Consider the following 19877-nt stretch of genomic DNA (forward strand, 5'->3'; position numbering starts at 1 on the left):
TCACCACCCGCTGAAACCCGGGTCGGTGGCGAGCTTCGCGAGCTGGTCGCCGTTCAGCGACACCGTTCCACGCACCCGGCTGCCGTCCACGGGGTCGTTGTTGTAGGCGCTCATCTGCACCACCGAGCCATCGGTGCGGAAGTGTGCGACCGAGTAGGTGAGCCGCCTGCCGTCCGGCTCGACCAGCGTGGCGAACTCCAGGTGGCTGCCGTCCGTCAGCGTGCGCGCCTCCGCGCACTCGAAGTCGGCGCAGAACCGCTTCCGCGTCACCAGCAGCGGCGGCGCGCTGAGCTGGGCGGTCACCCTGCTCACCCCCTGCTCGTCGACGAACTGCACGTACCCGGTCACGTACCCGGGCCGCTCCTGGTCACGGGGCCCGGCGAACTCGGCCCGCAGGACCTTCGCGGTCGGCACCACCCCGACGACCCGCTGGGACGCGTAGTCCGCCAGCAGTCTCAGGTCCGCGGGTGACGCGGCGGCCAGGTGGGTGACCGGGGGCGGGGCCTGCAACGCGGACAGCGGCGCGGACAGCGGCGCGGACAGCGGCGCGGGCAGCGGCGCGGGCGTCGGGGCGGTCACCGCCGGCTCCACCGTGGTCGTCAGCACCGGCGCCGCCGCCGCGTCGATCCCCGGCGGACCGGCCCCCGGCCGCGCCGCGAGCAGGCCGGGCAGGGACAGCACCGTCCCGGTCAGGGCGAGCGTGGCCACGCCCACCGCGATCAGGGCGCGCCGCCGCTTGCGCTCGTGGCGACCGCGGCGGATCAGCTCGTCGGGGTCGAAGTGCAGCGGCGGCTCGTCCCCGACCGCGGCCCGCAGGCCCTCCCTCAGCTCCGCCTCGCTCACGACGCGACCACCGCCCCCCGCTCCAGCCGCTCGACGGCGGTGCGCAGCGCCACGAGCCCCCGCGCCGTCTGGCTCTTGACCGTGCCCTCGGAGCACCCCATCAGCACCGCCACCTCGTTCACCGGCAGGTCCTCGAAGTACCGCAGCACGAGCACGGCGCGCTGCCGCGGCGGCACCCGCAGCAGCGCCGCGTGCACGAGGTCGCGCGCCCACAGCTGCTCGCCCGCCCGCTCCGGGTCGGCCGCCGCGTCCGCCACGTCGGGCACCTCGCCGTCGCGCTGCTCCGCCCGCCGCCACGGCCTGCGCTTCTCGTCCAGCCACGTGCGCAGCAGCACCTTGCGGGCGTACGCGGACGCGCTGTCCTGCCACTCGATCCGGTGCCACGCCTGGTAGAGCTTGAGCAGGCTCGCCTGCATCAGGTCCTCGGCCATGTGCCAGTCGCCGCAGAACAGGTACGCGGTGCGCCGCAGCGCGGCGGCCTGCCGCACCGCGAACTCGCGAAAGCCCTGCTCGTCGGCCTCTCGCATCTGATCCCCTCCCCCACCCTCCGCTCTTTAGAACGCGGTGAGGGGTCAGCGGGGTTGCATGGCTTTCGCGAGCATCCGGCGGGCGGCCGCGCGGGGATCGGGGCTGACCTCGATCAGGGCGTTGACCACGGCGCCGTCGACGAGGGCGATCAGCTCCTCGACGCGTTCCCGGCCGACCGGGTTCCCGGCCTTGGCGAAGATGTCGAGCAGCAGGGCGTGCAGCTCGCCGGACAGCTCGCGCATCAGCGGCCGCAGGTAGGGCCGCCGCCCGGTGGCGACCAGGCGCTCGTAGCGCAGCAGCACCGCCTCCGCGTCGCCCTCGCCGACGGGCCCGAGCAGCAGGTCCAGCACCAGGTCCACGAACGCGTCGCCGCCGCACTCGTCGGGCTCCAGCTCGGCCAGGCGGGCCTTGCCGTAGGCCAGCTCGGCCGTGCCGTGGAACTCCAGCGCGGCCGTGACCAGCTCGTCCAGCGAGTCGAAGTAGTAGGTGGTGGACGCCAGCGGCAGGCCCGCGCGCTCGGCCACGGCGCGGTGCCGGACCGCGTCGAACCCGCCCGACACCAGCAGCGCGGCGGCGGCTTCGACCAGCGCCTGGCGCCGGCGTTCGCCCTTCGGGGTTGCGGCTGTCATTGCTGAAAAGGTACTAGTGCCCGCCACCGGCCAGGTTGAGGCCGATGACACCGCTGACGATCAGACCGAGCGAGACCAGCTTCAGCGTCGAGACGCCGTCACCCAGCCAGACCATGCCGACGACGGCGGTGAGCGCGGCGCCGATGCCGGTCCACGCCGCGTACGCGGGCCCGGCGGGCAGCTGCTTCATCGCCCAGGCGAGGCCGGCGAAGCTGATCAGCGCGGTGACCGCGAACGACAGCACCCACCACGGTCGGGTGAAACCGTTCGACAGCTTCAGCGACACCGCCCACGCGGCCTCGAAGAAACCGGACACGATGAGCACGAACCACGCCACCCCGACCACCTCCAGATTCTGGTACCAGCGTACCAAAAGTGGGGGTGCCTCAGAAGCGGCTCGCCAGCTGCTGCGCCAGGCCGGGCAGCTGGGTGGCGAAGGGCACGACCGCCGAGCCCTCCGCCGGCCGGCTGAGCACGTGCAGCTCCCCGCCGCCGGACACGCTCGCGGTCTCCGACAGCGTGTTCTCGTCGAAGGACGGCGGCAGCTCGCCGGGCGGGGTGAGCACCACCGACACCGTGCCGGTCACGGCGCCGTCGCGCAGCAGGTAGCTCGCGCCCCGGGCACCCGGCGGACAGCTCGCCGCGGCGGGCGCGGGGGTGAGGCCGCGGGCGACCGGGAGCTCGTCGGCGAGGGCGACGGCGAGCTCCCGGTCCACCTCTTCGCACCCCTTCGGGGTGCTTCCGACCGTCGAGCGGTCGGCACTCCCCGAGAGCTCGCCCCCCTGCGTGGGCGGGTCCTCGGGGATGCTCTTGGGCGGCAGGCCGCCGTTGCGGTCCGGTGACGCTTCGTCCGGCGCCAACTCCGGGACGCCGAAGGTGCTGACGTTAGGGGACGACGCGCCCTCGGCGGAACCCACCGCGGCGGTGTCGCTCGACGACTCCGGCGACGCGGTGTTCACGACCACCCCGCCGAGCGCGAGCACGACGACGAGGCTGGAGCCGAGCGCCAGCGCGGACCGCCGTCGCGCGGTCGCCCGCGCCGACGCCGACCGCACGCCCGTGACGTCGAAGGACGCGGGCGGCGCGTCGCGCGCGGCGTCGCGGAACAGCTCCGCCAACTGCTGCTCGTCCACCTACCTCCACCCCCTGCTCACGACGCGGGCCGCAAGTCGTCGATCGTGTCGCCCAGCGCCGTGCGCAGGGCCTCCAGACCCCGGGAGGTCTGGCTCTTCACGGTCCCCTCGGAGCACCCGAGCGTCGCCGCGGCCGCGGCGACGTCCAGGCCCTCCAGGAACCTGAGCACGAGCACCGCGCGCTGCCGCGGCGGCACCCGCTTCAAGCCCGCGACCAGGGCTTCGCGCGTGGCCACCGAGTCCGCCACCTCGCCGTCGCCGGTGGGCGTCTCCGGGACCTGGTCCACGAAGCGCTCCCGCCGCCACGGCCGGCGCGACTCGTCGATCACCGCGCGCACCAGGCTCCGGCGGACGTAGGCGTCCAGGGCTCCCTTGTCCCGGACCTTGCGCCACCTGCGGTGCAACGCGACGAACGCGGTCTGCGCGAAGTCGTCCGCCCGGTGCCAGTCACCGCACAGCAGGAACGCCGTTCGGCGCACGGCCTCCCGGCGAGCGGCGAAGTACTCCGCGAACTCCTGCTCGTCGTGCTGATCCACGCGGACTCTCTCCGCTCGTCGTGCTTGCACCTACCGGACGGAACCGGTGCGGACAACGGTTGCACGCCGGTCCGACGAGACCTGCGTCACCCCCCATCGTGGTACCGCCGACTCGACCGGGTCAGGTCTTGCCCGGTGTGATGTGATCCGTTCGTGACCGAGTACGCACCCCTGGACTTCCGCTCCGACACCGTCACCCAGCCGGACGAGGCCATGAGACTCGCGATGGCGGGTGCCGAGGTCGCCGACGACGTGCTCGACCACGACCCCACGATGCGGTTGCTGGAGGACCGCGTCGCGGAGCTGCTGGGCGTGGACGCGGCGCTGTGGGTGCCCTCGGGGTCGATGGGCAACCTGATCGCGCTGATCACGCACCTGCGGCCGGGCGACCGGTTCCTGGCCCCGCGCGGCGCGCACGTGCTGGACAGCGAGCTGGGCACGGCCGCGTGGCTCGCGGGCGGCATGCCTTCCCCGATCGAGTGCGACGAGGGCCCCGGACGGGTGTCGGCGAACGCGGTGCGCGCGGCGGCGGGCGTGTCCGGGCCGTACTACACGCTGCGCACGGCGCTGCTGTGCCTGGAGAACACGCACAACTCGGCGGGCGGCTCGGTGACCCAGCCGGACCAGCACGCGCTGCTGGTGTCGGCGGCCAAGGAGACCGGGCTGAGGGTGCACCTGGACGGCGCCCGGCTGTGGAACGCGGCCGTGGCGCTCGGGCTGCCGCCCGCGGCGCTGGCGGTCGGCGTGGACACGGTGCAGGTGTGCCTGTCGAAGGGGCTGGGCGCGCCGGTCGGGTCGGTGGTGGCCGGGACGACGACGTTCGTGGCCGAGGCGCGGCGGGTGCGCAAGATGCTCGGCGGCGGCGTCCGGCAGGGCGGCGTGCTGGCCGCGGCGGGCCTGGTCGCGCTCGGGCGCGTCGACGACCTGGCCCGGGACCACGCCAACGCGAAGGTCCTGGCCGCCGGCCTGACCGAGCTCGGGTGGCAGGTGGACGAGCCGGAGACCAACATCGTGCTGGCCGGCGTGCCGGACCTGGAGGTGACGCTGAACGGTCTGCGTCACCTGGGCGTGTTCGCCGGACCGATGGGAGGCAAGGTGCGCTTCGTGACGCATCGTGACGTTGGGGACGAGGACGTGGCCGAGGCGCTGCGCCGGATCGGATCGGTGAGCTGACGTGCGCTGGGTGGTGTTCGACTACGGCGAGGTGATCTCGCGGCCGACCGGGGCGCTGCCGGAGCTGGCCGGCCTGCTCGGCGTGCCCCTGGCGGACTTCGAGCGCGGGTACTGGACGGCGCGCGACGACTACGACCGCGGGCAGCCCGACCTGGAGTACTGGCGGGCCGTCGGCGCGGCGGTGGGCGCGGAGGTGGACGAGGAGCTGGCGCGCCTGCTCACCGACGTGGACGTGCGCGGGTGGCTGCTGCCGGACCCCGGCGCGGTGGAGCTCATCGAGGAGCTGGCGACGGCCGGGGTGCCGCTGGCGCTGCTGTCCAACGCGCCGGTGCCGTTCGCGCGGGTGGCCGAGCGCGAGCCCTGGGCCGGGCACTTCCGGCACCTGGTGTTCTCCGGCGACCTGGGCGTGGCCAAGCCGGACCCGCGGATCTTCGCGGCGCTGGCGCAGCGGCTCGGGGCGGACCCGGCCGACTGCGTGTTCTTCGACGACCGGCAGGTCAACGTGGACGGCGCGAACGCGGCGGGGCTGCGGGGCGTGCTGTGGAGCGGCAGCTCACACGCCCGGACGGTGCTCTAGCTCGGCGCGCAGCGCGGCCAGCTCCGCCTTGACCGGGCGGAGCTCGGCCAGCGTCGCCCGCTCAGCCTCGGCAACCGACCCCTCGACCCCGCTCAGCCGCTCCACCAGCCAGGACGCGGTGGTGCCGGTGATGACGCCGAGCAGCGCGATGCCGCCGACCATCAGCAGGGCGGCGACCAGTCGCCCCTCCCAGGTGACGGGGTAGCGGTCGCCGTAACCGACGGTGGAGATCGTGGTGAGCGTCCACCACGCGGCGTCACCGAAAGTAGTGATGGTGGCGTCGGGGTGGTGGCGTTCGGCGTCCAGCACGGCCAGCGAGGCGCACGCGCCGACCAGCACCGTGACGCCCGCGACGTACACCCCGATGCGCTGCCGGACCCGGCCCGCGAACCGGCGGTTGAGCAGCTTGAGGACGGTGAGCAGGCGCAGCACGCGGACCGCCGGCAGCAGCACCGCGACCAGGTCGAACAGGTGGGCGGTGAAGAACCGGCGCTTGTCGACGGCCGGCTTGAGGCGGACCGCGTAGTCCACCGCGAACACGAGCCACACCGCCCGGAGGACGGCCTCCAGCACGCCGTGCAGGCCGGGGGTGGAGCGGTCGTCGAGGACCTGCCAGGCGTAGGCGGCCAGGAACAGCGCGGCCAGGCACGTCAGCGGCCACTCGACGCGGCGTTCCCACTGGTCGAGGCGGCGTTCATCGGTCCGGAACACCGCCCCGTGGTGAGCGCCGGACCCCGGTTTTCCCAGTGCCCGGCGCTCCCGGTGTTCCGGGTGCGGCTAGGGCTTGGGCCCCTTGATGCCCTTGGGGCGCTTGTGCGTCTTGACCGCGCCGTACGCGGCGACGCCGAGGAACAGCGCCCCGCCGACGAGGACCAACCAGAGGACGCCCTCGACGATCGAGCCGACCACGCCCAGCAGGACCCAGGCGGCCAGCAGCAGCAGGATTATGCGAACCATGGGTTCCACGATGTCACCCGATCCAGCGTTCCCGCCCGATTTTCCTGGCCCCCGAGCCAGCCCCCCGCGTAAAACTGTCATCATGAAGACGACAACCACCCCCCGATCCGCCGGAGAGCCTCCTCGATGTCGTGGGCGGCCCCGGCGAAGGACAACCGGATGAACTCGTGCCCGCGCACGGGGTCGAAGTCGATGCCGGGCACGATCGCGACCCCGGTGTCGTCGAGCAGGCGGCGGCAGAAGCCCACCGAGTCGCCGGTGAGGTGCGAGACGTCGGCGTAGGCGTAGAAGGCGCCGTCGGCGGGGGCCACCCGGTCGATGCCCAGGTCGGCCAGGCCCCTGAGCAGGACGTCGCGGTTGAGGCGGTACCCCTCGACCAGGCGTTCGGTCTGCGCGTACGACTCGGGCTCGAACGCGGCGACGGCCGCGTGCTGGGCCAGGGCGGGCGGGCAGAGCGTGAAGTTGCCGGTGAGCCGGTCCACCGCCCGGCGCAGGTCCGGCGGCAGCAGCATCCATCCCAACCGCCACCCGGTCATGGCGAACGACTTGGAGAAGGAGTTGACGACGATGGTGTCCCGTGAGGTCTCCCACGCGCAGGCGAGGGGGGTGCCGTAGCTGATGCCGTGGTAGATCTCATCGCTGACCAGCCGCACCCCGCGGTCACCGCACCACCCGACGAGCCCGGCCAGCTCGGCGGGCGCGAGCACCGTGCCGGTGGGGTTGGCAGGACTGGCCACCACCAGCCCGCTGAGCGGTCCCGCGGCCTCCAGCACCTCCACGGTGGGCTGGAAGCGGGTCTCGGGCCCGCACGGCAGCTCGACCACCTCGCACCCCAGCGCGCGCAGGATGTTGCGGTAGGCCGGGTAGCCGGGCCGGGCCAGCGCGACCCGGTCACCGGCCTCGAAGGAGGCGAGGAACGCGAGCAGGAACGCCCCGGACGACCCGGTGGTCACCACGACGTCGTCGGCCGAGACGTCCAGGCCGTACTGCCTGCCGTAGTGCCCGGCCAGGGCTTCGCGCAGCTCGACGATGCCGAGCTGCTCGGTGTACCCGAGGGGCTGCTCCCGCAACGCCCGCTGCGCGGCCTCCAGCACGGGCGCCGGCGCGGAACTCGACGGCTGCCCGGCCGCCAACGACACGACATCGCCCCGAACCCGCTGCCGCCGAGCAGCGGCCGACAACACCTCCATGACGTGGAAAGGAGGCACATCAGCACGAGCGGCAACACCCAGCATGGGGCCAGGCTAACCCGCCCCATCCCGCCCACCGCCCGCACTGCCCGCACCGCCCCACCGCCCGCACACCCCCTCCCGCTACCGCCAAGGCCCGCCTCCCACCGGGAGCCTCCCTCTCCCGGCTGGCCAGCCCCATAGGGCAGGCCAGCCCCACCGGCCAGCTTGCCCACCGGCCGGCTTGCCTCACCGGGCGGCCTACCCCACCGGGCGGCCTACCCCACCGGCCGGCTTGCCTCACCGGGCGGCCTACCCCACCGGGCGGCCTACCCCACCGGGCGGCCTACCCCACCGGGCGGCTTGCTCTCCCGGTGGGCCGCTCCACCGGCCGACCCCTCCACCGACCAGCTGCTCCAACAGGCGGCTCCCTCCAACCGGCCACCCTTCGCCAGGCCGTCCTTCCACCAGCCGTCCTTCCACCAGCCACCCTCCACTAGCGCGTGTTTCAGATGTGGCGTAGCCAGGTGTTGGTGGCGGCGATGTCGATGGTGGCCTGGTAGCGGAGGGCGAGTTTGTCGTAGCGGGTGGCCACCGCGCGGTGCTGTTTGAGCAGGTTGATGCCGCACTCGACGGCGTGGCGCTGCTTGTGGACCTCCCGGTCGATCGTGGGTGGCCGTCCACCGGCGGAGCCTTTGGCCTTGCGGTGGGCGGCCTGGTCGCGGGGCTGGTCGATGGTGGCCTTGATCCCGCGGTGTCGCAGGTAGGCGCGGTTGGCCTGGGAGCTGTATGCCTTGTCGGCCAGGACCCGGTCCGGTCTGCTCCTGGCCCGGCCGGGGCCGACGCGCGGCACGGAGATCCGCTCGATCACCGGGACGAACTGCGGGCTGTCACCCCGCTGACCGGCGGTGACCAGCAACGACAACGGCCGCCGCCCTTGTTCGCAGGCCAGGTGCGGCTTGCTGGTCCAGCCGCCCCGCGACCGCCCCAACGCGTGATCGTCCGGCTCGGTGCCACCGGTCGGCGTGTCGGGCGGTTCGACCTGAGGATCCCCCTTTTCCGCGCACCGGCGGCGTGCTGGTGCGCCCGCACGACCGTGGAATCCACGCTCACGTCCCACACGATCGACCCGGCGGCATCGGCCCATGCCTGCAACGCGGTCAGGACCCGCCGCCAGACCCCGGCCCGCTGCCAGCGCCGGAACAACCCGTAGACGGTCTGCCAGGGCCCGTACTTGGGCGGCATGTCACGCCACGGGGCACCGACCCGCACCCGCCACCGGATGCCGTCGATCAACTGCCGCTTGCTCCACTTCGGCGGACGACCCGGCCTGGCACCGACGGACAGCAACGGTCGTAGCACCGCCCGCTGCGCGTCGGTCAGGTCGGCCCGCCCCGCTGCAGCTACCCTGGCCACGAGGTCTCCGGTACTGCGGTTTTGCTTGGTCGCTACACCACTTACCGGAGACCTCGCCACGTTCCGGCCACCGACACGCCGCAAGCCGCCTCACCTTTGAAACACGCGCTAGGGCCTGTCCTCAAAGCGAATGTGGTCAAGCTGCTTTGATCTCGGGTCGCGATCCGCAGGCACGAGTTGACCGACGAGCAGTGGCAGGTGATCGAGCCGCTGCTGCCCGCCTCGGGCGTGAAAGGGCGCCCGCGGGTGGACGACCGTCGGGTGGTCAACGGGATGCTGTTCAAGGCGAAGACGGGTGTGGCGTGGCGTGACCTGCCCGAGCGTTACGGGCCGTGGAAGACGGTCTACAACCGCTTCTGGCGCTGGTCGCGCAACGGCACCCTGACCACGCTGGTGTCGAAGGCGCGGGTGATCGACGAGGCGATCGACGAACTCGACCGCGAGGTCTCGGTGGACTCCAGCATCGTGCGCGCCCACCAGCACGCCGCCAGCGCCCGCCGCACGAACAGTCCCACCGCCCACACAGGGGGCGAACGGATCGTGCGGCGGGCACAGCGAACCAGGTGATCATGCCATCGGCCGCTCGGGAGGCGGACCCACCACCAAAATCCACCTCGCCTGCGGCGGCCACGGCCGACCCCTGTCGATTGTCCTGACCAGCGGCAACGTCAACGACTGCACCCAGTTCACCCGCATCATGGCCGGCATCGAGTTCCGCCGACCGGGACCGGGCCGCCCGGCCACCAGACCCACCCGGGTCATCGCCGACAAGGGCTACTCGTCCAAGGCGATCCGCGCCCACCTGCGCACACGGGGTATCCCGGCCACGATCCCGAAACGCCGTGACCAGCAGGCCAACCGGCGGCGACGCGGCCGGGCCGGCGGACACCCACCGGCCTTTGACCACACCGCCTACAAACGCCGCAACGTGGTCGAACGCTGCTTCAACAAGCTCAAGCAATTCCGCGCCATCGCCACCCGCTTCGACAAGACCGCCACCTCCTACCAAGGCATCCTCGACCTCGCCACCCTGCTCATCTGGCTTTGAAGACACACCCTAGGAGCTGTTTGAGGTTCGGATCTAGGCAACCTCGGTGGTGTGCTGGTGGGGCTGGTAGAACACGGTTGTGGCGCGTTTCGACCTGACCGATGCCGAGTGGGCGTTGATCGAGCCGCATGTGCCGGTGGCGGCCACGGGGCCGTTGCCGCGTCGGGTGCGGGAGCGGTTCAACGGGATCCTGTGGCGGTTCCGCACCGGGTCGGGCTGGCGTGACGTCCCGGAACGGTACGGGCCCTGGTCGACCGTCTACTCCCGGTTCAACGCCTGGGCCAGGGCGGGGGTGTTCCAGACGTTGATGGACGCGCTGATCGCCGAGGCCGCCTCTCGCGGGCAGGTCGGCCTGGAACTGGTGAGCGTGGACTCCACCATCGTGCGGGCACACCACGAATCCGCCGGACTCGCGATCGCCGGGGAGACCCTCGACGCGTTGGAACAGGCGCTGACCGAGGAAAAGGGGGCTCCGTTGCCCACACAACAGAGCGTGCTGCGGGTGGTGCGTCGCGGTCCGCGCCGGCCAAGGCCGGTGCGGGCACGTCTGCCGGTGGGGACCGTGCCGCCTTTCGGCGGCGTCGGAAGGCGCGGGCTGCGGCGGCCGGGCTCGGCCGGTCCCGAGGCGGGCTGAGCAGCAAGGTCCACGCCGCGGTCGACGCCGCCGGGTTGCCGTTGGTGTTCGTGCTCACGCCCGGCCAGGCCGGGGACAGCCAGCGGTTGCGGACGGTGCTCGAAGGCCAACCGGTCCTATCTGCGTCGCCGCCGGATCACGGCCGTGATCCCGAAAAAAGTCGACCAGCAGGTCAACCGGAAGAAGAAGGGCTCCACGGGAGGGCCGCCTGTATCGTTCGATCCCGTGCGCTACAAGCGGCGCAACACCGTCGAACGCCGCTTCCAGAAAATCAAGACATGGTCTGGTCTGGCCACCCGCTACGACAAGACACCGCAAAGCTACGAGGCCGGACTGCACCTACGAGGAGCGATCATGTGGCTGAAGACCCTGACCTCAACCACATGATCCAAACCTCAAACAGCTCTTAGGGCCTCTCAAAGCAGGTGTGGTCAATCTGCTTGATCTTGGGTCGCGATCCGCAGGCACGAGTTGACCGACGAGCAGTAGCAGCGATCGAGCCGTTGTTGCCCGCTTCGGGAGTGAAGGGGCGCCTGCACGTGAACGGCCGTCGGGTGATCAACGGAATGCTGTTCATCGTGCGCGCCCGGCAGCACGCCGCCGCCGCACGCCGCACGAATACGCCCATGTCCCACACGGGGGTGGGTGGGTCATGCGGCGGGCACAGCGAACCAGGTGCTCATGCCATCGGCCGCTCTTCCTTCCTCATCCAAGGGTTTCATCGTCACCCGAGGTCTCAGCCCTCCACCTGAGGCACTCCGTCCCTCATCTCTCCTCCAAGGGCTCGGCGAAGCGGGTGAACAGGGCGTTGATCCGCGCACGCAGCACGTCGGCGTCAACGAACCCGTGAAACTCGACCACGTCCGCCGCACGCTGCCGCCTGCCTGTCCGGTCGATCGTGGCCGCGCCGAACTGACCGCGCAGCTCCGGTGCGCCGACCCTGCCGTCCGGCATGGCGGGCAGCAGGGCGACCAGGGCGGTGGCGAGATCGGTCTCCAGCTCGCGGACCGTGAGCAGGTCCGCGGTCAGCACGGCCAGCAGCGAGCCGGCACCGGTCGAGGCGGCCAGCGCCCGCACCGCCGCGCGTCCGATCCCCAGCCTCAGGTCGGCTGAGCGGGGCGGGTAGGCGAGCAACTTGAACGCCGCACCGAGCCACGGGTCCAGCTCACCACCGCGGGCCAGTCCCCGCGCGGTCAGGTGGCTCCAGGGGGCGGGCTCGTCCTGGACGTGCAGGACGATCGGCATCGCACCGAGTTCGAGGTGTTCCCAGGCGGTGCGGAAAGCGGTAGCGCTGAGCGTCGCGTTGGGCACGAAGCGTCACTCCCGGATGACGGCGGGCATTGCTCCGGCCCCCCAGGCCCGCACCGAACTGACGTGGCGAAGGCCGCCGAGGTTCCACCCGCGTGCCCGGACCTCCGAAGCAGTTCCGCAGGGCCTACCACAAGCCCCTGACCAGGCCAGCTAACGCCCCCAGCCCGATCAATGCCCCAGACCAGCCGGCCGACGACCGACCGGCCCTCACCCTCGGTTGACCGAATGCCGGTCGCCAGAGCCCTGGGCCGTGGGCCGGGTCCGGCCCAACCCGGCCCGATCGGGTCAGGTCTCCTGCACCAGTTCCCAGACACAGCCGGCCAACCGGGCGTTGTCGATCGGGGTGATGGTGCTCCAGCTGCGCCCGTCCGAACTGGGTCGCACCTGGTGCAGGTAGCGACCGGACGGGGTGTCGTGCCACGCCACCACCCGCCCGGCCCGCACGGGCGGTCCACTGTGGCGGGCGCGTTCGACGCCGAACTGGCCGCGGGTGCTCATGCCGTCGCACATGCCGGCCAGTTCCTGCGCCTCGTGGAGCGGCAACCCGTGCCGCTCCAGCGACAGCACCAGCTTCTCCGCGTCCTTCCCGGCCTCTTCGGACGCCTTGCGCAGCAGGTCGTTGGGCAGGCTGATGGACCGCCCGTACCCGGCGGGCATCTCACCGGCCACCGACACCGCCGCCTCGGCCAACGCGCCGGCGCGGGCGTCGATCAGCCATACCTCGTCACCGTCGACGACGGCGAGCACCGCCTCGTCGCCGGCGGACGCCGCGAGGCCCTTGATCTTCCGACCGTCGACCCAGATCCAGATGTCGATCGACACCTGCGGGTTGGCCAGCAGCGCGAACGCGTCGGCCAACTCGGGGACCAGCCGCCCGTTCACCGCCAGGCCGCGCTCGGAGAGCGACCTCCGGGCTTGCTCGACGAACACCGCGCGCTCGGTGTGCGTGACACCGGGGCTGGGCACGTCGAGCGCGACGTTCCGCCGGGTCAGCCGCTCCCCTTCCCACGCGACGTCGAACTCCAGCGTCGACAGGACGACCGTTCCCACGTCACTTCCGCTCGGGCTCGTCGCCGATGACCGACTGCACGACCATCCGCTCGTCACCGAACACGTCGTCGGAGTCCACGCCGTACTTGCGGACGTGCTCGGCGTCCTCCTCCTCCGGCCCGCCCTTCGCGGACGCGGCGGGCTGCATCATCGACGCCCCGGCACCGGCCTTGCCCGCCGCACCGGCCGCACCGCCACGCCCGTGCGCCCGCTCGTCGGGGTCGATCGCACCGATCGTCGCCGACACACCGGGCTTGCCGGTCAGCACGCCGGGCGCCACGCCCTTGCCCGCACCGCCCGCACCGGCACCGGCGCCCTTGCCACCGGCCCCCTCGGGCGCCTTGCCACCGGGCGGCACCGCACCGGCCGGGCCGCGCTCGACCCGGGACGCACGGGCCCCGGCCGCGATGGCGCCCAGCGCCGCACCGCCGGCGAGCCCCAACCCGAGCCCCAACCCGAGGTTCGACCCACCGGGCTTGCCGATCGCGGCGGCGTGCGTGTTCGTCCCGCCGACGCCGGGCACGGGCGGCCCGATCGTCGTCGTCCCACCACCGGGCAACTGCCCCGGGAACTGGCCCGGCACCTGACCGGGCAGTTGCCCCGGCAGCTGTCCGGGCAACCCGACCGAACCACCGGGGGGCACCAGCCCCGACGCCCCGCCGGGCAGCCCACCGGGAACCGACCCGGGAACCCCGGGCACCCCACCACCGGGCTGCGCCACGGACGCGACGGGCGTCCCCACCCCGGACGAGGCCGTCACGTCGAACTGCGGCGGCCGGTTCATCCCCTGGTACTGGTTGAGCGCGTCCCGGCTGGCGTCGGTGTACTGCTCCAACCCCCGGATGGTCTGCTCGCGCGCGGCCTGGGTGGCCTTGACCTCCGCCGCGTGGTCGGTCTCGTACCCGAAGAACCCGCCGACGTCGTCCACGAAGTTCGTCTCGGTGTCCCCGCGCAACGCGTGCGGCTCGGGCATCCCGTTGCGGGTCTGGCTGTAGGTGGCCCCCTGCACCGCCGTCGCCTTGGAGTTGTGCTGGGCGGCCTCGGTCCCCGAAGTGGCGACGTCGGCCGACACCGTCACCGCCTGCCCGGCGTTGTCCCCGGCCGCGCCCTGCCACTCGATGCCGAGCTTGCGCAGTTCGTCGCGCAGCGTCTGGTCGGTGTCCTCCAGGGTGGCCGCGAGCTTCCGCAGCGCGTGGGAGGCGTTGCTGAACTGCTGCGCCGCGTCACCCTGGGAAAAACGCTGCACCAGCGCGGCGAGCGCCGGGTTGTCGTACCCCTGGAACCGGAAGTCCCTGAGCTGCCTGAAGCCGGTCACAACTCCACCTCACTTCAAAGTCTGCAGGGTCGCCAATGCCATTTCCGCGCCCTTGGTCGCGTTCTGGCACATCTCGTCCTGGGTGAACGCGTCCGTGATCGGCAGGAAGGAGACGAAAACCTGCTGCCCCTCCGCCACGTCCACGGCCAGCGCGCAGTCCGCGTCCGTCGTACCGGCCAGGGTGACCTGGTAGGCGCCGAATCCCGCCACGGTTTTCCGCTCGACGTCGAGGTTGCCGCCGCCCTGCCAGTAGGAAACACCTTCGTCGGCGACCAGGGCGACCTCGTAGCTGAACACCGGACGGGAGTTCGCCTGGAAACTGCACCCGGGCGAGTCCTTGCCCTGGATCACGTCCTGGGGCTCGTTGATCGCCTCGTCGATCCCCAGTTCCCGACGCTGGTCGGTCGTCAGCGCGGTGCAGGCGTCGGTGATGCCGTCGAGCTTGATCTCGACCGGGCGGGTCGGGACATCGCCGGTCGGCTCCGCCGAGCGGGAGGTCGAGGACCCACCCGTGGACGTGGTCTGCGGGTTGGGGTTGCCGACCTCACCGGTGGTGCAGCCGGCCAGCACCACCAACGCGGCCAGGAGCACGACTTTATTTGCGCGTAGCACCCGCTGCTCCCATGGCCGCCTCGACCTCTTCTTCGGTGTACCCGTACTGCTTGGCCGCTTCGCGGAGCTGGTCGACGAGGGCGGCCAGGCTGTCGATGTACCGCTTGATGTTCTTGGCGTAGGAGTCTTCGTGCCCGACGAGGCGGTCGTTCCACGCCATGGCGACGTCTTGGTTCAGCTCGTCGGAGCCGCGGAGTTCGACCCGGAGGTCGTCGAAAGCGTCGGCGTAGCTCTTCTGCAGCGATTCCATCTGACCGCTGATGACCTTGCCGGCCCGCAGGACCGTTTCCTCGGTCACCTCGAACCGCTGGCCGGAGCCGGGGCCCGAGGCCATCGCGTCACCCAGCCGCTTCTCCGCCGCGACCACGTCGCCGACCGCCTTGCCGATGACGCCACCTATGCCGGCGACAGCTCCCAGCAGGCCGCTCTCCTCTGCCACGACGTCCAACCCCCGTACGGTCGGTGACGAATCGGTCCCGGTCCGAGGCTACCAACGGCCGCGTGTGCCGGATCTGAAGTTGGACGAAGCCGCGCCAGGAGCGGTTCCGCCCCGGCCGACAGTTCGCCACGGCGGCCGGCAACGGCCGCGGTGGGCCGGCAACGCCGAACCCCACCACCAACCCCCGACCTACGGAACCTCGATCTCCCCCTTGGCCGCGCGCAAGGCGATGTCGGTGCGGTGGTGCGACCCGGTGAGGTGGACACCCGCCACCCGCCGGTAGGTGTCGTCGCGGGCGGCGTCCAGGGTGGGGCCCGTGCCGACCACCGACAGGACCCTCCCGCCGACCGAGACGACGGCGCCGTCCTCGCGTCGGCGGGTGCCCGCGTGCAGCACGCCCTCCGCCTCGCCGCCACCCACCACGTCACCCGTGCGGGGCAGGCCGGGGTAGCCCTCGGCGGCGATGACGACCGTCACCGCGTAGCCCTCGGCCCACTCCAGCGCGGGCGCGGAGGCCAGGGCGCCGGTGGCGGCGGCGTGGAACAGGGCCGCCAACGGGGTGCGCAGCAGGGCCAGCACGGCCTGCGTCTCCGGGTCGCCGAAGCGGCAGTTGAACTCGATCACCTGCGGCCCGGTGGAGGTCAGGGCCAGGCCCGCGTACAGCAGGCCGGTGAACGGGGTGCCGCGCCGCGCCAGCTCGTCCACGACCGGCTGCACGCAGGTCGCCACGATGGTGTCCACCAAACCCTCGGGGGCCCAGGGCAGCGGCGAGTACGCGCCCATGCCGCCGGTGTTGGGGCCGGAGTCCCCGTCGCCGACGCGCTTGAAGTCCTGCGCGGGCAGCAGCGCCACCACGGACGCGCCGTCCACCAGGCAGAACAGCGACACCTCGGGACCGTCGAGGAAGGTCTCCAGCAGCACCGGGTGGCCGTGGTCGAGCAGCGTCATGGCGTGGGCCCGCGCCACCGCCCGGTCGGCGGTCACGACCACGCCCTTGCCCGCGGCCAGCCCGTCGTCCTTCACCACCCACGTGGGGCCGAAGCGGGCCAGGGCCGCGTCGAGCCGGGCCGGGTTGTCGACCACCTCGGACGCCGCCGTCGGCACGCCCGCCGCCGTCATGACGTCCTTGGCGAACGCCTTGGAGCCCTCGATCCGGGCCGCCCCGGCGGACGGGCCGAAGCAGGGGATCCCGGCCGCGCGCACGGCGTCCGCCGCACCCGCCACCAGGGGCTGCTCCGGCCCGACCACGACCAGGTCGGCGTTCCACTCCTCGGCCAGCGCGGCGACGGCCGCGGCGTCGGTGACGTCGACCCCGTAGGTCTCCGCCACGCCGGCGATGCCCGCGTTGCCGGGGGCGCACGCCAGCGCGATCACCGAGGGGTCCCGCGACAGCGCTAGGACTAGGGCATGTTCACGGGCGCCAGACCCGATGACCAGGACACGCACGGTGGGGCAGCCTAGATGACCCGCCCGGTCACCCGCCCAGGGCGTCCTGCGAGCCGGGGTGCAGGGGCACCGGATCGGTGTTCGCGGCCTCCTCGCGGGCGATGCCCTTCGCCGCCGGGTGCACCGCCTCCAGCTCGCCCTTCCGGTCGAAGATCAGCCTGGTGACCGCGCACGCGTCGCCCTCGGGGAAGTCCGACCGCACCAGCAGCACGTTCGGCACCACGACCGTCGGCACGTCGGCCGGCTGCCCGTAGGTGGCGGCCGGGATGACGCCCCGGTCGTAGACCTCGTTGACCTGCTTGAGCGCGTCGAGCTGCGGCGTGATGTCGACGAACCTCACCCGGTCCTCCAGCGACGTGGTGATGTCGGTGATCTGCGCGGTCGGCAGGCCACCGCTCCACACCAGGCCGTCGAGGCTGCCGTCCTTCATGCCGTCCGCGGTCTTGGCCAGGTCGAGCCGCTGCGCCTGGACGTCGGTCTCCGGGTTCAGCCCGGCGGCGGTGAGCAGGCGGTGGGCGATGACCTCGGTGCCGGACTTGGGCGAGCCGGTGGAGATCCGCTTGCCGCGCATGTCGGCGATCGACTCGATCCCGGAGTCGGCGCGCACCAGCACCTGCGTGTAGTTCGGGTACAGCCTGGTCAGCGCCTTGACGTCCTGCGGCTTCCCGTCGAACGCGCCCTTGCCCGCCACCGCGTCGGCCGCCGTGTCGGCCAGCGAGAACGCCACGTCGTAGTCGTTCGCGACCAGCTGCTGGATGTTCTGCACGGACGCGCCGGTCTCCGCGGCGGTGGCCTTGAGCTCGGTGTTGTCGCTGATCAGCTTGGCCAGGCCGCCGCCGACGACGTAGTACACGCCGCCGGAGTTGCCGGTGGCGATGGTGATCCGGCCGTCCGCCGCCTCGCAGGCGGCCCCGCCGCCCTGGGGCGCGGCGGCGTCGGGGGTCCTCTTGCCGCCGCACCCGGCGGCGACCAGGCCGATCGCCAGCCCTCCGGCGGCGACCTTCAGCGCCCAGCTACGCATGTTGCTGTTCCTTTCCCGAGGTTCCCGGGGTTCCCGAGGTCTTGCGCAGGACGAGGTGCACGGCCACCGCGGCGGCCAGGAACCCGAGGCCGACCGCGACGGTCACCGGTTGCAGGTAGAGCAGGGCCGCGGCGGCGGGCGCGCACAGCGCCCGCTCGGGCCACCTCGCCGGACCGAACAGCCACCCGCCCGTGAGCACCGCCAGCGCGGCCACGCCGAGCGCGGACACCGCGAACACCCACAGGGAGTCGAGCAGGGACGTCCGCAGCAGCAGGCCCGCGCCGTTGTCGGTGAGCACGAACGCGAGCGGCACGAGGAACGCGGGCAGCGTGTACTTCCACGTCCGCCACATGGTCTTCACGACGTCGCCGCCGGTGATCGCGGCCGCGGCGACGGCGGCCAGCGCGGTTGGCGGCGTCACCTCCGACAGCACCGCGTAGTAGAAGATGAACATGGCCGCCTCCTCGCGCGCCACGCCCAACTCGATCAGCGCGGGCCCGATCACCACCCAGGCGATGATGAACGAGGCGGTGACCGGCACCGCGAGCCCGAGCACGCCCACCGCGACCGCCGCCAGCACCGCCGTGACGACCAGCACCGCGGTGGGGTCCGACGAGATCGCCCGCGCCACGTCCACCAGCGTCGAGGCCAGCACCAGGCCCAGCCCGGTCTTGGTGATGGTCGAGGTGATCACGCCCGCCGCCGCGCACACCGCGATCACCGGCAGCGCCGAGCGGACCCCGGTGGACAGCGAGTCCAGCAGCGCCCGCGCCCACCCGCGCACGTCGCCCCGCCGCGCGACCAGCGCGAACAGCGCCGCGACGCCGGTGGCGTAGACGACCGCCGAGTACACCGGGATGTCCAGCGCGAGGAACACCACGATCACCGCGAGCGACAGGAAGTGGTAGCCGCCGCGCTTGAGCAGCGCCCACGGGCTGGGTACGTCGACGTCCACGGGCTTCGCGCCGAACCGCCGCGCGTCCATCTCCACGGCCAGCGCGATGCCCAGGTAGTACAGCAGGGTCGGCAGGATCGCCCAGACCAGCACCTGGAGGTAGGAGGTCTCCAGGAACTCGGCGATGATGAACGCCGCCGCGCCCAGGGTCGGCGGCGACAGGATCGCCCCGATGCCCGAGGCGGCGAGCAGCCCGCCCGCGTTCTCCCTCGGGTAGCCGGCCTTCTTCAGCATCGGCCACGTCACCGCGCCCAGCGACACGGTGGTGGCGGTGCCGGAGCCGGACACGGTGCCGAGCAGGAACCCGGCGGTGGCGGCCGTGCGGCCGGGCGCGGTGCGGGACCGGCGGAACGCGGCGAAGCTGATGTCCACGAAGAACGCGCCCGCGCCGGAGGCGTTGAGCACCGCGCCGTAGATGGTGAACAGCACGATGTAGGTGGCGGCGACGTCCAGCGGCGTCCCGTAGAACCCGGAGGCGTCGTTGTAGAAGCCGTTGATGATCTGGCCGAAGTCCACGCCGGCGTGCGAGATGTCCCAGGACGGCGGCAGGTAGCCGCCGTAGTAGGCGAACGCGACGAACGCCGCGCACACCACCGGGAGCACCCAGCCGGTGGTCCGCCGGCACGCCTCCAGGACCAGCACCAGCAGCACGGTCCCGGCGAGCACGTCCACCGGGGTCAGCTGCCCCTGCCGGTCCAGGAACGCGTCGAACCCGCCGAACAGCGGGTAGGCGGCCACCGCGAACGCGGCGCCGGCCAGGAGCCGGTCCACCACGCCCGGGTCGTCCGGCTCCCCGCGCCGCCCGCGCGGCCGGTAGCAGAGGAACACCAGCGGCAGCGTCACCGCCAGGAAGACGACCAGGTAGAACTGGCCGCCCTTGGCGAACGGCCAGAACACCTGCTTGAGCACCAGCAGCGAGACGGCGAGCCCCGCCGCCCACACGGCCAGCTCCCACCGGCGGGAGAGCGAGCGCGAGGGGCGTTCCTCGTCGTACTCGGCCAGCAACCCGTCGATGTCGGGCGTTTCCCCGGTCTGCGTCTTGGTCGACACGCGCACCCCTTCGTGCCGCGCTTGATCTCAGGCGC

General features: G+C 72.5%; 20 protein-coding genes and 2 pseudogenes. 4 read left to right on the forward strand and 18 right to left on the reverse strand.

Going from position 1 to position 19877, the window contains the following annotated elements; all coding sequences use genetic code 11:
* Genes ACFP3R_RS19135 through ACFP3R_RS19160 form a run of 6 tightly spaced genes read right to left on the reverse strand, consistent with a single transcriptional unit; the run spans nt 1 to nt 3669 of the window.
* A complete protein-coding gene (locus ACFP3R_RS19135) occupies nt 1-843 on the reverse strand; it encodes a hypothetical protein (protein ID WP_380637594.1) in 843 nt (280 codons plus the stop codon).
* Nucleotides 840-1370, reverse strand: a complete 531-nt coding sequence (locus ACFP3R_RS19140) for an RNA polymerase sigma factor (protein WP_380637595.1) — start codon at nt 1368-1370, stop codon at nt 840-842. Before ACFP3R_RS19140 ends, ACFP3R_RS19135 begins: the two co-directional genes overlap by 4 nt.
* Nucleotides 1371-1415: 45 nt before the next feature.
* Nucleotides 1416-2000 (reverse strand): TetR/AcrR family transcriptional regulator, encoded by a 585-nt coding sequence (locus tag ACFP3R_RS19145; RefSeq protein ID WP_380637596.1) that lies wholly within the window; start codon nt 1998-2000, stop codon nt 1416-1418.
* Between the two features lie 13 nt (nt 2001-2013).
* Entirely contained in the window at nt 2014-2337 is a 324-nt protein-coding gene (locus ACFP3R_RS19150) for a DMT family transporter (RefSeq protein WP_380637597.1), read from the reverse strand.
* Nucleotides 2338-2386: 49 nt separating this feature from the next.
* Entirely contained in the window at nt 2387-3133 is a 747-nt protein-coding gene (locus ACFP3R_RS19155) for a hypothetical protein (RefSeq protein WP_380637598.1), read from the reverse strand.
* Nucleotides 3134-3150: 17 nt separating this feature from the next.
* Nucleotides 3151-3669 carry a SigE family RNA polymerase sigma factor gene (locus ACFP3R_RS19160; protein WP_380637599.1) on the reverse strand — a complete coding sequence of 173 codons (519 nt, stop codon included), beginning with the start codon at nt 3667-3669 and terminating at the stop codon, nt 3151-3153.
* A gap of 153 nt (nt 3670-3822) precedes the next feature.
* Here ACFP3R_RS19160 and ACFP3R_RS19165 point away from each other — a divergent pair, with 153 nt between their 5' ends.
* Together ACFP3R_RS19165 and ACFP3R_RS19170 are read left to right on the forward strand one after the other, a co-directional pair.
* Nucleotides 3823-4842: a threonine aldolase family protein gene (locus ACFP3R_RS19165; protein ID WP_380637600.1), complete on the forward strand. Its 1020-nt coding sequence runs from the start codon at nt 3823-3825 to the stop codon at nt 4840-4842.
* 1 nt (nt 4843) lies between these two features.
* A complete protein-coding gene (locus ACFP3R_RS19170) occupies nt 4844-5419 on the forward strand; it encodes an HAD family hydrolase (protein ID WP_380637601.1) in 576 nt (191 codons plus the stop codon).
* Here the strand turns inward: ACFP3R_RS19170 and ACFP3R_RS19175 are convergent.
* The 4 genes from ACFP3R_RS19175 to ACFP3R_RS19190 all read right to left on the reverse strand — a co-directional run bounded on the left by ACFP3R_RS19175 (nt 5396) and on the right by ACFP3R_RS19190 (nt 8961).
* The gene (locus tag ACFP3R_RS19175) at nt 5396-6130 is read right to left on the reverse strand and encodes a potassium channel family protein (protein WP_380637602.1); all 735 of its coding nucleotides are present in this window, start codon (nt 6128-6130) and stop codon (nt 5396-5398) included. The genes ACFP3R_RS19170 and ACFP3R_RS19175 overlap by 24 nt on opposite strands.
* Before the next feature lie 66 nt (nt 6131-6196).
* On the reverse strand, nt 6197-6376 hold the full coding sequence (locus ACFP3R_RS19180) for a hypothetical protein (protein WP_380637603.1): 180 nt from the start codon (nt 6374-6376) through the stop codon (nt 6197-6199).
* Between the two features lie 80 nt (nt 6377-6456).
* Complete coding sequence (locus ACFP3R_RS19185) at nt 6457-7611, reverse strand: pyridoxal phosphate-dependent aminotransferase (RefSeq protein ID WP_380637604.1); 1155 nt, start codon at nt 7609-7611, stop codon at nt 6457-6459.
* 442 nt (nt 7612-8053) lie between these two features.
* Nucleotides 8054-8961 (reverse strand): IS5 family transposase gene (locus ACFP3R_RS19190; protein WP_380637605.1). Its coding sequence is split into 2 segments (ribosomal slippage): nt 8054-8596 and nt 8599-8961, totalling 906 coding nucleotides; the frame shifts between segments, so codons are not numbered across the junction.
* 162 nt (nt 8962-9123) lie between these two features.
* On the opposite strand from ACFP3R_RS19190, the pseudogene ACFP3R_RS19195 reads away from it, so the two are divergent.
* Both ACFP3R_RS19195 and ACFP3R_RS19200 read left to right on the forward strand, forming a co-directional pair.
* Nucleotides 9124-10009, forward strand: a pseudogene (locus ACFP3R_RS19195) (IS5 family transposase).
* Between the two features lie 79 nt (nt 10010-10088).
* Nucleotides 10089-11030 (forward strand): annotated as a pseudogene (locus tag ACFP3R_RS19200) (IS5 family transposase).
* A 378-nt stretch (nt 11031-11408) separates the two neighbouring features.
* On the opposite strand, the gene ACFP3R_RS19205 reads toward ACFP3R_RS19200, so the two are convergent.
* The 8 genes from ACFP3R_RS19205 to ACFP3R_RS19240 all read right to left on the reverse strand — a co-directional run bounded on the left by ACFP3R_RS19205 (nt 11409) and on the right by ACFP3R_RS19240 (nt 19848).
* A complete protein-coding gene (locus tag ACFP3R_RS19205) occupies nt 11409-11954 on the reverse strand; it encodes an ESX secretion-associated protein EspG (RefSeq protein ID WP_380637606.1) in 546 nt (181 codons plus the stop codon).
* Nucleotides 11955-12239: 285 nt separating this feature from the next.
* Complete coding sequence (locus tag ACFP3R_RS19210) at nt 12240-13004, reverse strand: ESX secretion-associated protein EspG (RefSeq protein ID WP_380637607.1); 765 nt, start codon at nt 13002-13004, stop codon at nt 12240-12242.
* 1 nt (nt 13005) lies between these two features.
* Nucleotides 13006-14319, reverse strand: coding sequence for a PPE domain-containing protein (locus ACFP3R_RS19215; RefSeq protein ID WP_380637608.1), 1314 nt, complete (start codon nt 14317-14319; stop codon nt 13006-13008).
* Between the two features lie 9 nt (nt 14320-14328).
* Nucleotides 14329-14910, reverse strand: coding sequence for a DUF3558 domain-containing protein (locus tag ACFP3R_RS19220; RefSeq protein WP_380637609.1), 582 nt, complete (start codon nt 14908-14910; stop codon nt 14329-14331).
* A 4-nt stretch (nt 14911-14914) separates the two neighbouring features.
* On the reverse strand, nt 14915-15370 hold the full coding sequence (locus ACFP3R_RS19225; RefSeq protein WP_380637610.1) for a hypothetical protein: 456 nt from the start codon (nt 15368-15370) through the stop codon (nt 14915-14917).
* Nucleotides 15371-15559: 189 nt separating this feature from the next.
* Complete coding sequence (gene purD / locus ACFP3R_RS19230; protein ID WP_380637611.1) at nt 15560-16816, reverse strand: phosphoribosylamine--glycine ligase; 1257 nt, start codon at nt 16814-16816, stop codon at nt 15560-15562.
* Nucleotides 16817-16844: 28 nt separating this feature from the next.
* The gene (locus tag ACFP3R_RS19235) at nt 16845-17837 is read right to left on the reverse strand and encodes a TAXI family TRAP transporter solute-binding subunit (RefSeq protein ID WP_380637612.1); all 993 of its coding nucleotides are present in this window, start codon (nt 17835-17837) and stop codon (nt 16845-16847) included.
* Complete coding sequence (locus ACFP3R_RS19240) at nt 17830-19848, reverse strand: TRAP transporter permease (protein WP_380637613.1); 2019 nt, start codon at nt 19846-19848, stop codon at nt 17830-17832. The genes ACFP3R_RS19235 and ACFP3R_RS19240 overlap by 8 nt, the downstream gene beginning before the upstream one ends.
* Between the last annotated feature and the right edge of the window lie 29 nt (nt 19849-19877).

Source organism: Saccharothrix lopnurensis, from assembly GCF_042658445.1.
GTDB classification, from domain to species: domain Bacteria; phylum Actinomycetota; class Actinomycetes; order Mycobacteriales; family Pseudonocardiaceae; genus Actinosynnema; species Actinosynnema lopnurensis.